The sequence below is a fragment of the Bradyrhizobium sp. BR 10261 genome (assembly GCF_019455395.1).
Classification (GTDB): Bacteria; Pseudomonadota; Alphaproteobacteria; order Rhizobiales; family Xanthobacteraceae; genus Bradyrhizobium; species Bradyrhizobium manausense.
This window is the reverse complement of sequence record NZ_JACOFQ010000005.1, coordinates 198,192-211,161: the sequence shown is the minus strand read 5'-3', so window position 1 is coordinate 211,161 and position 12,970 is coordinate 198,192. Positions and strand designations below refer to the sequence as shown.

Genomic DNA, 12,970 nt, shown 5'->3' with positions numbered 1-12,970 from the left:
TCCGTCATGCTGGGATAACGTTCCGTCATGACCGCGCCCGACCTCGATCCCGATCTGCTGAGGGCTTTTCTCGCCGTCGCCGAACAGCGCTCGTTCACGCGCGCGGCCCATCGGCTCAACCGGACCCAGTCGGCGGTGAGCGTGCAGGTCCGGCGCCTCGAGCAGCGGCTCGGCACAAAGTTGTTTCAGCGCAACCGGGACGGCATCGTGCAGACCGCCGCGGGCAAAGAGCTGCGCGACTATGCCCAGCGTATCCTGGCTCTTCATGCTGAAGCGGTCGACGCCTTGCGCGCGCGCAAGCCCGAGGCGGTCATTCGCCTCGGCGTGATGGACGATTATGGCACGATCGTCGTTCCGCCGCTGCTGGCGAGCTTTGCCAGGAATCATCCGACCGTCAGGGTCGAGGTCGAGACCGGGCTGACCGCCACCATGCCGGCCCGCCTCGGGGAGGCCTATGACCTCGTCATCGCCATGCATCCGGAAGGGTGTGCCGAGGGCGAGCTGTTACGGCGCGAGCAGGCCATCTGGGCAGCCGCCGCCGCTTGTCGCGCCATGGCGGAAGACACCCTGCCCGTCGCGCTCTACCCGCCGGGCTGCCTGTTCCGCCAATGGGCCGCGGAAGCACTTGATCACGCCGGCCGGCCCTGGCGGCTCGCCTTTGTCAGCCGGACGACGGCGGCGGTGGAATCGATCGTAGCGGAAGGCCTTGCGGTGACCGTCGTGAAGGCCGGCACCCTGCCGCGCCGCCTTCGACCTCTCGGCTTACGCGACGGGCTGCCGCCGCTGCCGGTGGCGGACATCCGCCTCCATTGCGCGCGCGGCCTATCGCGCCCGGCGGTGCTGCTTGCCGATCATCTGCAACGTGGCATTTCGGAACCGGCCACCCTATGTTGAGCTGAAGCATTGCTGCACCGCCGGTTTGGCCAGGTCGTCTGCAAGGCGACAGGCATAGACGCGCGAGATGCGACGTGAACGTTTCCTTGTACGACCTTTCAGTGTGGGTGCTGCCGGTGCTGCTCGCCATCACCTTTCACGAGGCCGCGCACGGCTTCGTGGCGCACCGGCTCGGCGACGACACCGCCTGGCAGCTCGGCCGCGTCAGCTTCAATCCGATCAGGCACATCGACCCGTTCGGCACGCTGATATTACCGGCGATGCTGCTGTTTGCGCATTCCCCGTTCCTGTTCGGCTATGCCAAGCCCGTGCCGGTGAATTTTCGCAAGCTCAACAATCCGAAGCTGGACATGGTCTGGGTCGCCCTCGCCGGTCCCGCCACCAACATCCTGCTGGCGCTGGTCGCCGGCATCGCCGCACACGCCTTGCCCCTGGTGCCGGCAAGCACGGCCCGGTGGATCGCCGACAATCTGGACAACACCATCACGATCAACGCCGTGCTGGCGGTGTTCAACATGATGCCGATCCCGCCGCTCGACGGTGGGCGGGTCGCGGTCGGGCTGTTGCCCCGGCCGCTCGCCCTGCCCCTGTCGCGACTCGAGCCGTTCGGCATGATGATCCTGATCGCGCTGCTGATTTTGCTGCCGCTGGCGGGTTCCCAGTTCGGTCTAAATCTTGATGTTATTTCAGCAATACTGCGAACGTTGACCGGTTATGTGATTCAAGCTGTTCTCTTGGCCACCGGCAATGCGTAGTTGAAACCGTACTTGATTATCCCTGAAGACAAAGCCGAAGGGCTAGAGGCCAACTTGGTCAAAGCTGCCGATATGCTGATCGCGCGTCGCGCCGACACCCGTGCCCGCGCCGATTTCGCCACCTGGAAGATGATGGCCAAGCTGAACGGGTTGTCGGCGCTGCCCCCTGACGCACAGGGCTTCCTGGACGGCTACAAGAAGCTGCTGGAGCGGATGAGCGAGGCTGAGGCGACAGAGGCCGCCATCGCCGAGGTCTACAAATCCTATTATCTGGAGATGGGCGGCGGCGGGAACCCGCCCGACGTCCGCACGCGGCCGGCCGAACCGGCAAGGGACAATGTTACCGCATTCCGGCGCCCGGCTCCCAAGCCGAAAAAGGCCGGCTTCTTCGGGGCGACGACAGTCGGAGGAACCCAGAAACGCCCGCTGCCGGTGGCGCTGATCTTCGCCTGCCTCGTCGTGGTCTATGTCGGGATCAAGTACTACTGGCGCTGACGGCCACACCGTTATTTCGACGGCTTCTTGAAATTCACCGGCAGGCTGAAGGCGAACTGATCGTCGGTCAGCTCGGCCGGCGGAACCGGCACCGGATCCGACCGGCGCACCATAGAAATGGCCGCATCGTCGAAGGCGGGATCCCCTGAGGACTCCGCGACATTGACGGACACGACATTGCCGCGCCGGTTCAGGACCAGGCTGAGCGTCACCGTCGTCGTCTTGATCTTGTCCTTGGGATAGCGCTTGTGAATCTCGAAATAGGCGCTGATCCGCTTGCCCCACTCGGCGGTCAGCTTGCGGATATCCTTGCCAATGCCCTGATGGGGCGCCGCCGCCTTCTCGTCCTCGCGCGCGTCCTCGTTCAGTGCCTGCCTTGCCGATTCCTGGGCGTTCGGCATCTCCTCGACGGCCTGGGTCTCGACCTTGGCCACCTTCGTGGTGTCCTCCACCGGCTTCTTGGAGTCATTCTCAGTGACGAGGCGGTCCGGATCCTCGGCCTCCTGAGGGATTTCCTTCGGCAGATCGGTCTCTTTGACCTCGGCCTGCTGCTGCATCTGCTGCGGCTGGTACTGCGAGGCTTCGCTGTCCGGACCGGGCGGCAACTCCGTCTCGGGGAGTTTTGGCGAGGTCATTTCGACAGCATATTCCGCGCCGTTGGCGCCGAGGCCGTCGTCACCGTCATCGGCACGTAGGTTGGCGAGCGCCAGCGCGGCCCCGCCGAGATGCAGGCCAACCGCTACGACAGCGGCCACGATCCACAACGGCCGCGAGGATCTTGCCTCGAACACAGGGTCGGTCATGGCGCCGCCATCAGGGTTGGACTGCCCCTTGCGCCGGCCCGGCCGCCGCAGGAGGTGCCTCGAGCGCCACCAGCTTGATCCGAGAATAGCCGCCGGATCGCAGGATTTCCATCACGCCCATCAACTCGCCGTACGGCACCGCCTTGTCGGCGCGGAGGAACAGATATTTGTCCTTGCTCATATCGGCGATGGCATCGAGCGAGCTGACGAGGTCGGTGCGCTTGACCGGATTCTCTCCGATCGCCAGCGTCAGATCGGGCTTGATGCTGACATAGGTCGGCTTGTCCGGCTTCTTCTGCGGCTGCGCGCTCGACGTCGGCAGGTCGATCGGCAGATCGACCGTCGACAGCGGAGCCGCGACCATGAAGATGATCAGCAGCACCAGGATGACGTCGATGAACGGCGTGACGTTGATGTCATGCGTTTCCGAGAAATCGTCGTCGTCATCATTCTCGGTGAGCGAGACAGCCATGGCTTACTCCGCCGCGTGGGAATGCGCGCTGCCATGGCTGCGGTCAAGATCGCGCGACAACAGCCGGGCGGCGGCGCCCGAGGCGCGGCTGACGAGCTCGAGATAGCCCTTCGTCACGCGCGAGAAGTGATTGTAGATAATGACGGCAGGAATAGCGGCGACGAGACCGATGGCAGTGGCGAGCAGCGCCTCGGCGATGCCGGGGGCAACCACAGCAAGATTGGTCGTCTGCGACTTCGAGATGCCGATAAAACTGTTCATGATGCCCCAGACGGTGCCGAACAGACCGACGAAGGGTGACGTCGAACCGATGGTCGCAAGCACACCCATACCGACGCGGATACGCCGTGCTTCCGCGCGCACGATCTCGGCGAAGCTCGACGCCGCACGCTCCTTGATCCCACCGTCGCTGGACAGGCCCGCCGACATCCGCGCTTCGCGCAGCGCGGCACTCAGGAAGGACGGCAGGATGCCCTGCTTGGTGCCGAGCGCCATCTGGGCTTCCGCGAGCGACCGCGCCTCTGCAATCCGCTTCAGCGCCGAACGAAGCCTCGTGGAGGCGATCGACAGCTCGATCGATTTTGCGATGAAGACGGTCCAGGTCACGAGCGAGGCGAAGGCAAGCCCGATCATGACCGCCTTCACGATGACGTCCGCCGACATGAACATCACCCAGGGCGACAATTCCTTCATGGCCGGCGCGATGCCGGCCTTTGGCGCTGGCTCGGACGCCGGGGCGATGGCAGCCTCCGTCGCGGGAGCGCTGGGCGTCGCGGCCATAGGCGCAGCAGCCGTGGGCGCGCCTGGTTGCGCCGCGGCTGCGGGAACAGCCGGCGCCGGCTGCGCCACCGCGGGACGCGCCTGCGCCGCCTGGGGTTGCGTCTGGGCGGAAACGGGGGCTGCGAGCCAGCCGGCCGCGAGCAGCACGGCTGCAGCGAGATTAGCGTGGAAAGATGCGGTCTTCATACTTCGGCCCAGCTGCGAATGAGGTTGTGATAGATGCCCGTCAATTTGACCGTTTCGGGATCGTCGCGCCCGAGCCGGGCCACCAGCGCCTGAATGGCTGTGTCGAGGTCAAAGATCATGCTGCGGGCTTGATCGTCCCGTATCATGCTCTGGAGCCAGAAGAAAGACGCAACCCGCGCCCCCCTCGTCACCGGAGTGACCAGATGGAGGCTGGTCGAGGGATAGAGCACGCAGTTCCCAGCTGGCAACTTCACTTCGTGCGAACCGTAGGTGTCCTCGATCACAAGTTCGCCACCGTCGTAATCTTCTGGCTCGCTGAGGAATAACGTGACCGACAGATCGGTGCGAATGCGAAGGCCGGTCAGGCGGTCGCCGCGGATCGCGTTGTCGACATGCAGGCCGAAATGGTGGCCGCTGTCCGCCGCATAACGGTTGAACAGCGGCGGAAAGATCCGGAGCGGGATCGCCGCCGCCAGAAATCGCGGGTTCGCCGTCAGCGCCGAGATGATGCGATGGCCGAGCTTGCGCGCGACCTCGCCGTCCGGCGGCAACTGCTCGTTGCGCTTGACCATGGCCGACTGCGCGCCCGCGGTGGAACGGCCGTCTTCCCATTCGCTGGCATCCATGATGCGGCGAAACTCCGCCACATCATCCTTGCTCAGGACGCCTTCTATGCATGTCAGCATGGCACCTCGTCAGTTCTCCATCAGTAGCGTGCGGACAGGACCAGATAGGCGGCGCGTCCCGGCGCCTCCAGCACGAACGGAGTCGCGCTCTGGTACAGCGCGTCGTAGTAGCGCTTGTCGAAGATGTTGTTGACGAACAGCTTCAGCTGCCAGTTCTTGTTGATCTTGGCTTCCGCGAACGCATCAAAGCGCCAGTAGCTCGGAATCGACGTGCCCTGGTTGGCCGCGAGCAAAGTGCCGCCATAGATCTTGGAGCGGTACACCGCCTGCCCGCCCAACTCCCAGGTATCGTTGAGCTGGTACTTCGAGAGCAGGCTGAACGACTGGTGCGCGATGTTGGCAAGCGGACGCCCGACATTGGAGGCGTAGAGTGTCGTGTTGGCCGGCGGGGCCAGGGACTTCGTCACCTCCGACTGCATCAGCACGAGGCCGCCGAACACGCTCCATTTGTCCGTGATCTTGCCACCCACCCCGAGATCGATGCCGCGGACGCGATAGGCAGCGCCCGCCGTGATGCACGACACGGTCCTTGCCGGAGCCACAGGGGCGAAGGTACAGCCAAGCGCCGCCGCCGCGGCCGTGCTGCCGACGTTCTGCGCCTCGCGCGCGTTTTCCTTGGTCGTCTCGAACAACGCGGCAGTCAGCAGCAGGTGGCGATCGAACAACTCCCATTTGGTGCCGAGCTCGATGGCCTTGTTCTTCTCGGGCCCGAAGATCTGGTTGTTGCCACCGGCCAGATTCGGATTGATGCCGCCATAGGCGGTGCTGGTGCCGTCGAATTCCGAGCCTACGGGATTCGCCGAGGTCGCATAGGCGACATAAACGCTGCCGTTGGGCAGTGGCTTCAGCGTGAGGCCGAGGTTGTAATCCGGAACCAGGAATTGCGCGGACTGCTGCCCGAAAGCACCCGCCGCCGTGAAAGCCGATGTCTTGATGCTGTAATCGTCATAGCGGAAACCGCCGTTGAGGATGAGGAGATCGCGATAATTCGCGCTGTCCATGACGTAGCCGCTGATGGTTTCAATCCCAATCTTGGTCGGCCTGCCGGTCAGGCCCCCCGGTATCGGGAACGGATTGTCGGTGGCCTGCGGATAAAACACGCTGACGCCGGACGTCGATCCCGAGCCGGTGAAAGGCGTCGTCCCGGTCGTGATCTCCGAGCCAAGCCCGGTGTAAGTGTCGATCGACGATCGCTCGTTGTCATATTCGATGCCTGCAAGCAATGTGTGCTTGAAGCCTGCATAATCGTCGAACTTGTACGTCGCCTCGGTCTGGTTGGCGAACACGTCGGTGGCCTGGTAGCGGCTCTGCGGGTTGGCGCTCACAGTATAGGCCGTGAACGGAGCGCCTGCGGCCAGCGTCGGCGATTCCGGCAGTGTGCCGATGTAGTTCTGCGTCGAGTGCGATTCCCGGATCTTGTTGGTGAGCAGCAGATCGGGCGTGACCTGAACTTCTGCATTGATCGTGCCGATATCCTGGCCGGTCCGGTAGAAGTCGCGATTGACGAAGCCGTAGAAATTATTCCGGTTGACCCCGAAGTCCGGGAAAGGCCCGCCTGATGTCGACGACGTGCTCGGCCGATAATACGGCACGCCGAAATCGGGAATGCCAGTCAGCTCGGTGTGGATGTAATTGCCGGTGATCTTGATGGCGTCGGTCGGCTTCCAGGTCGTCGCGACGAAGGCGCCATCGCGGTTGTCCTTGACGCGATCCCGCCCCGCAACGTCGGCATCCTGAAACAGGCCACCGGCGCGAACGGCGAGCGACGGGTTGATCACCTGGTTGACGTCGAGCGTGACACGCTTGGTCTGGTCGGTGCCAAACGTCGTGTCCATGTTGTAGAAGCTCTTCTCGGTCACCGCCTGCTTGGTGACGATGTTGATGGCGCCACCCGCCGTGCCGCGGCCTGCGAAGGACGACGCGGGACCGCGCAGAATTTCGACCTGCTCGGTGAAGAAGTTCTCGCGCACGCTGACGCCGGCATCGCGCACGCCGTCGATGAAGACGTCGTTGCGGGCGTCAAAACCGCGGATGAAGAAGCGATCGCCGAAGGCGTTGCCGCCCTCGCCGGTGCCGAGCGTCACGCCGGCCGTGCTCAGGATCGCCTGCTTTAACGTGGTGGCGCCCTTGTCCTCGAGGACTTCCTTGCTCAGCACCGTGATCGACTTCGGCGTATCGACCAGCTTCTCCGGAAACTTGCCGCCGGCCTGGACGTGATCGACCTTGTAGGGCGCAGCCGGATCTGCATAGGGATTGCGATCAGGCGACGGTGCGGCCGCATCGACGACCGGGGCCACTGCGGCCTGCTGACGTTGTTGTGCCGCACGCCGCAGCGCGTTGCGGGCGCGGACCTGATCAGGCGTCGGTTTTGCGGTGGTGGAGCGCGGCCGCTCCTTGGGCGCGTCGACGTTGACGGGTGGCAGACTTGTCTGCTGCGCTTGTGCTGCGCTCGATACCGATGCGACTGCAATCAGACCTGCAACGGTGGAAACAGTCTTGCCAGCCGCACTATCGAAATTGCAGACCAATGCTTGCCCTACCGCGGTCGAACGCAACGACCGCGGAGCCCTTGCCATACCCATCCTACGCCCCATTCCAATTGCTGCAGTGTGTCGCACCGTGACAGGGCGACACACTGGTCGTATCGAGCGGGGCAATGAGGGTCAACGCAGTCACGGCATGAGCAACGTTGAATCCATCCAGATCAAAACGATTCTAAATTCGTGTTTGAAACCGTTCTAATCTCGAGCTTGTAAGCGTTCTAAACTGGAGCGGATGCTGGTCCTTGCTTCGCGCATCGCGCTTTGCGTCAAAGCACGGGACGCCTGTCGCAGCGAGTAATGTCGCGGGACAGGTTGATGCAGCGAGACATAGCGACATTTGTCTTCGCGCATCATCTTGCGCAGCCGTCAGTCGCTGCTCGGGGGCTTCATCAGCGAGAACAATTCATCGACGGTGCGCTGCGCGGTTGCTCGCACGCGATCGGTGTTGTCCATGCCGGCGATGTTGACGCCGCCAACGACGGCTTTGATCTCGTCGCGGAAGTCGGTGAGGAAGCGCAAGGGATCGCGCTGCTCATTGGCTACGCGCGCGATCAACCCCGTGATCAGAATCTGGCACGCGATCAGCTTGCCGTTCAATTCGTCCATCCCGCACTCCTGACGTGGCGGCGCTGATATGAACGACGCTGGTTTTGGTGACAACCGAAACGCGACCGGGGCGGTTTAGAACCGTTCTCGTGAAGGCATGCGCGCCCGGACTTGCACAGCGCGTTCGCTCGCGTCCTCCATCGCAACGTCACGACGCCTGCGAGTATTCTCTGTCTCTTGCACGCTCCTCGTTCGTGACGAGAGAATGCAGCACTGCACACCGCCGCGTCACCCGGTTGCCTACGGGGTGCAAAGCTTTCCAATTGTTTAGGATTCTCAACTGATAGTGCTGTTTACACTGGAACTTGGCGTGTAATATACAAGCCTTGCTGGAACCCTTTGATTGCCCCGCCATTCGTTGTTTTGGGCATACAAGCCGATACGCTCACAATGAAAAAGTCACGGCCGATCCTGTGGATTGTCATCATCGCAGCCGTGGCCGCCGGCGGCTATTACGGCTGGCAGCGATATCAGGCCGCGGAGGCCGGGAAAGCCCAGATTGCACAGAAGGGTGCGCCGCGCGCGCCCGCCGTGCCGGTCAGCATCGCGCCGGTCCAGAAGACCGACTTCCCGGTTTACCTGACCGGTCTCGGCACCGTTCAGGGCTTCAACACCGTACAAGTCCGGACCCGGGTGGATGGCCAGATCGACAAGATCGCCTTCACCGAAGGCCAGATCGTCAAGCAGGGCGAGCTGCTGGTCTCGATCGATCCCCGCCCCTATCAAGCCACGCTCGACCAGGCCAAGGCCAAGAAGGCGCAGGACGAGGCTAGCCTGGCCAATGCCAATCTCGAGCTCCAGCGTGCGATGAAGCTCGGCGAATTCGCGACCGCACAGCGCGTCGATACCCAGCGCTCGACCGTCGCCCAGCTCACCGCCCAGATCGCCGCCGACGAAGCCGCGATCGCCAACGCCCAGACCCAGCTCGACTACACCCAGATCACGGCGCCGATCACGGGCGTCGCCGGCCTGCGCCAGGTCGACATCGGCAACATCGTCAACGCCTCGAACCAGACCGGTGTCGTCACCATCGCGCAGGTCGAACCGATCACGGTGATCTTCACCGCACCTGAGGACCAGCTGCCCTATATCAGCGAGGGCCAGAAATCCGGCGAGCTCAGGGTGATCGCGTTCACCACCGACGGCAAGAAGACGCTGGCCGAAGGCAAGCTTGCCGTCATCAACAACCAGGTTGATACGACCAGCGGGACGATCAGGCTGAAGGCGGTGTTCGACAACAAGGAGCACACGCTGTGGCCGGGACAATCGGTGTCGACGCGGCTGCTGGTGCGGACGCTGAAAGACGCGACCATCGTTCCCGATGACGCGGTCCAACATTCGACCAACGGCCTCTACGCTTATACCGTCAGCCAGGACAACAAGGCCGAGGTTCGCAAGATCAAGGTCGCCTATTCCATCGACGGACGCTCGGTCATCGAGGAAGGCTTGAGTCCCGGCCAGCAGGTGATCACCGGCGGCCAGTACAAGGTTCAGCCCGGCAGTCTGGTCTCGACGACTGTCGCGAGTTCGGATCCGGTCCAGAAAAACAAGGTCCAACAGGAATGACCGACGGCGGGATTTCGGCACCTTTCATCCGTTATCCCATCGGCACATCGCTGCTGATGGCCGGCATTCTTTTTGTCGGCCTCGTCGCCTATCCGCTGCTGCCGGTGGCGCCGCTGCCGCAGGTGGACTTCCCGACCATCCAGGTCACGGCCAATTTGCCGGGCGGCAGCCCGGAGACGATGGCCTCGTCGGTCGCCCAGCCGCTGGAGCGCCAGTTCGCCCAGATTCCCGGCATCGCGCAGATGACCTCGACGAGCTATCTGGGCACCGCCTCGATCACCATCCAGTTCGACCTCAACCGCAGCATCGACGGTGCCGCGAATGACGTGCAGGGCGCCATCAACGCCGCCAGCGGCCAATTGCCGAAGAACCTGCCCTCGCCGCCGACCTATCGCAAGGTGAACCCGGCTGACGCGCCGATCCTGCTGCTATCGGCGACGTCCGATACCCTGCCTTTGACAAGCGTGAGCGATGCGGTCGATGCCCAGCTCGCCCAGCAGATCAGCCAGCTCTCCGGCGTGGCGCAGGTCTTCATCGGCGGCCAGCAGAAACCCTCCATCCGCATCCAGGTCGATCCGGCGAAGCTGGTCGCCAAGGGCCTGTCGATGGAGGACGTGCGCAGCCAGATCGCGATCACCACGGTCGACAGCCCCAAGGGCAATATCGACGGCGAGAAGCGCGCCTACACGATCTACGCCAACGACCAGCTCACCCAGTCCAAGGACTGGAACGACGTCATCATCGCCTATCGCAACGGCGGCCCGTTGCGCATTCGCGACATCGGCCAGGCGGTCAGCGGCGCCGAGGATGCCAAACAGGCGGCCTGGGCCAATGGCAAGCGCGGCGTATTCCTGGTCGTGTTCAAGCAGCCGGGCGCCAACGTCATCGAGACCGTCGACCGGATCAAGGCGACCCTGCCCCGCCTCGTCGCAGCCATCCCGCCCGCGATCAAGATCGAGCTCATCAGCGACCGCACCACGACCATTCGTGCCGCGGTCGAGGACGTGCAGTTCACCCTGCTGCTGACCATCGCCCTCGTGGTCATGGTCATCTTCGTGTTCCTGCGCAGCTTCTGGGCGACGGTGATTCCCACCGTCACGGTTCCGCTGGCGCTGCTGGGTGCCTGCGCCCTGATGTGGGTGTTCGGCTATTCGCTCGACAATCTGTCGCTGATGGCGCTCACGATCGCGGTCGGCTTCGTGGTCGATGACGCCATCGTGATGCTGGAGAACATCACGCGTTACATCGAAGAAGGCGAAAAGCCGCTCGCTGCCGCCTTCAGAGGCTCCAAGGAGATCGGCTTCACCATCGTCTCGATCTCCATCTCGCTGGTCGCCGTGCTGATCCCACTGCTCCTGATGGGCGGCATCATCGGACGCCTGTTCCGCGAATTCGCGGTCGTGCTGGCGATGACGATCTTCGTGTCGATGTTCGTGTCGTTGACCCTGACGCCGATGATGGCCTCGCGCTTTCTGCGTGCCCATGGCGAAGTGACCCACGGCAAATTCTACAAATGGAGCGAGGGTGCCTTCGACGCGATGCTGCGCGGCTACGAATGGGGGCTCGACCATGCCCTGGCCTGGCGGCGCACCACCCTCGTGGTCTTCTTCGCCACGCTTGGGCTGTCGATCTATCTCTTCGTCCTGATCCCGAAGGGCTTCTTCCCGCAGCAGGACGTCGGCCTGATAACGGCGACCTCGGAGGCCTCGCAGGACATCTCCTTCGCCGAGATGCAGCGCCGGCAGGTCGAGCTCGGCAAGATCGTCATGCAGGACCCCGATGTTGCGACGATCGCGATGAACATCGGCGGCAGCGGCCGCGCCGGCAACAACGGCAACATGTTCATCACGCTGAAGCCGCGCGACAAGCGCGAGGCATCGGCACAGCAGATCATTGCGCGGCTGCGCCCCAAGCTCGAGAAGGTATCGGGCGCCCGTCTGTACATGCAGGCGGCCCAGGATGTCCGCCTCGGCGGGCGGCCGACCCGCACGCAGTTCGAGTTCACCTTGCAGGATGCCGATCTCGCCGAGCTCAACGACTGGGCACCGAAGATCCTGGCCAGGATGCAGACGCTGCCGGAGCTGCGCGACGTCGCCACCGACCAGCAGACCCAGGGCACGACGGTTCAGCTCAAGATCAACCGCGACACCGCCGCGCGCTACGGCATCCAGCCGCAGCTGATCGACGACACGCTGTACGACGCCTTCGGCCAGCGGCAGGTGACGCAGTATTTCACCCAGCTCAACACCTACAAGGTGATCCTGGAAATCCTGCCGGAAATGCAGGGCAATCTCGATAGCCTCAACAAGCTTTATCTGAAGTCGCCGCTGACCGGCGACCAGGTGCCGCTCTCGACCTTCGCGACCTGGACCACCGACCCGGTCCGCCCGCTCTCGATCAGCCACCAGGGCCAATTCCCGGCGATCACCATCAGCTTCAACCTCGCCCAGGGCGTGGCGCTCGGCCAGGCCACCGAGGCCGTGCAGAAGGCGATGGCCGATCTCGGCGCGCCGGCGACGCTGAACTCGAGCTTCCAGGGCACCGCGCAGGCGTTCCAGCAATCGCTCGGCACCGTGCCGCTTTTGATCCTCGCGGCGCTGGTCGTGGTCTATCTGATCCTCGGCATCCTCTACGAGAGCTACATCCATCCGATCACGATTCTGTCGACCCTGCCCTCGGCCGGCGTCGGCGCGCTCGCGATCCTGATGGCCGCCGGATTCGAGTTCAGCCTCATTGCCTTGATCGGCATCATCCTGCTGATCGGCATCGTGAAGAAGAACGGCATCATGATGGTCGACTTCGCCATCGCCGCCGAGCGCGACGAGCACAAGACGCCGGAGGAATCGATCCGGCAGGCCGCGCTGCTGCGCTTCCGCCCGATCATGATGACGACGATGGCAGCATTGCTGGGCGGCGTGCCACTGATGCTCGGCCACGGCACCGGCGCCGAGATCCGCCAGCCGCTCGGCTATGCCATGGTCGGCGGCCTCATCGTCAGCCAGGCGCTGACGCTGTTCACCACACCGGTGGTCTATCTCTACCTCGACAAATTCTCCAACCTGTTCAAGGGCGGCTCGGCCGACGAGGATGGGCTCGAGACGTCGGAGCACGGCACCGTCAAGGAAGCCGCCGAGTAAGCTTGCGTCGCGACATCCGCGACGCTACAGCCAAGCCCTCGGTTCAC

The 12,970-nt window shown here is 63.6% G+C and carries 11 protein-coding genes; 5 read left to right on the top strand and 6 right to left on the bottom strand.

The window, feature by feature from the left end:
• Positions 1–27: 27 nt before the first annotated feature.
• The 3 genes from HYH07_RS07820 to HYH07_RS07810 all read left to right on the top strand — a co-directional run bounded on the left by HYH07_RS07820 (position 28) and on the right by HYH07_RS07810 (position 2,144).
• On the top strand, positions 28–894 hold the full coding sequence (locus HYH07_RS07820) for a LysR family transcriptional regulator (RefSeq protein WP_220001952.1): 867 nt from the start codon (positions 28–30) through the stop codon (positions 892–894).
• Between the two features lie 74 nt (positions 895–968).
• Positions 969–1,649 carry a site-2 protease family protein gene (locus tag HYH07_RS07815; RefSeq protein ID WP_220001951.1) on the top strand — a complete coding sequence of 227 codons (681 nt, stop codon included), beginning with the start codon at positions 969–971 and terminating at the stop codon, positions 1,647–1,649.
• A 72-nt stretch (positions 1,650–1,721) separates the two neighbouring features.
• Positions 1,722–2,144 carry a hypothetical protein gene (locus HYH07_RS07810; RefSeq protein WP_220002029.1) on the top strand — a complete coding sequence of 141 codons (423 nt, stop codon included), beginning with the start codon at positions 1,722–1,724 and terminating at the stop codon, positions 2,142–2,144.
• 11 nt (positions 2,145–2,155) lie between these two features.
• On the opposite strand, the gene HYH07_RS07805 is transcribed toward HYH07_RS07810, so the two are convergent.
• The 6 genes from HYH07_RS07805 to HYH07_RS07780 form a co-directional block, all read right to left on the bottom strand.
• On the bottom strand, positions 2,156–2,947 hold the full coding sequence (locus tag HYH07_RS07805) for an energy transducer TonB (protein WP_220001950.1): 792 nt from the start codon (positions 2,945–2,947) through the stop codon (positions 2,156–2,158).
• Positions 2,948–2,957: 10 nt separating this feature from the next.
• Positions 2,958–3,419, bottom strand: coding sequence for a TonB system transport protein ExbD (exbD, locus tag HYH07_RS07800; RefSeq protein ID WP_220001949.1), 462 nt, complete (start codon positions 3,417–3,419; stop codon positions 2,958–2,960).
• Positions 3,420–3,422: 3 nt separating this feature from the next.
• Positions 3,423–4,385, bottom strand: a complete 963-nt coding sequence (gene exbB, locus HYH07_RS07795; protein WP_220001948.1) for a tonB-system energizer ExbB — start codon at positions 4,383–4,385, stop codon at positions 3,423–3,425.
• On the bottom strand, positions 4,382–5,071 hold the full coding sequence (locus HYH07_RS07790; RefSeq protein ID WP_220001947.1) for a Fe2+-dependent dioxygenase: 690 nt from the start codon (positions 5,069–5,071) through the stop codon (positions 4,382–4,384). Before HYH07_RS07790 ends, exbB begins: the two co-directional genes overlap by 4 nt.
• Before the next feature lie 20 nt (positions 5,072–5,091).
• On the bottom strand, positions 5,092–7,653 hold the full coding sequence (locus HYH07_RS07785) for a TonB-dependent siderophore receptor (protein WP_220001946.1): 2,562 nt from the start codon (positions 7,651–7,653) through the stop codon (positions 5,092–5,094).
• Between the two features lie 327 nt (positions 7,654–7,980).
• Positions 7,981–8,220: a hypothetical protein gene (locus HYH07_RS07780; protein ID WP_128960038.1), complete on the bottom strand. Its 240-nt coding sequence runs from the start codon at positions 8,218–8,220 to the stop codon at positions 7,981–7,983.
• 390 nt (positions 8,221–8,610) lie between these two features.
• Between HYH07_RS07780 and HYH07_RS07775 the strand changes: the two genes are divergently transcribed.
• Positions 8,611–9,786: an efflux RND transporter periplasmic adaptor subunit gene (locus HYH07_RS07775; RefSeq protein WP_220001945.1), complete on the top strand. Its 1,176-nt coding sequence runs from the start codon at positions 8,611–8,613 to the stop codon at positions 9,784–9,786.
• A complete protein-coding gene (locus HYH07_RS07770; protein ID WP_220001944.1) occupies positions 9,783–12,923 on the top strand; it encodes a multidrug efflux RND transporter permease subunit in 3,141 nt (1,046 codons plus the stop codon). The genes HYH07_RS07775 and HYH07_RS07770 overlap by 4 nt, the downstream gene beginning before the upstream one ends.
• Positions 12,924–12,970: the final 47 nt, after the last annotated feature.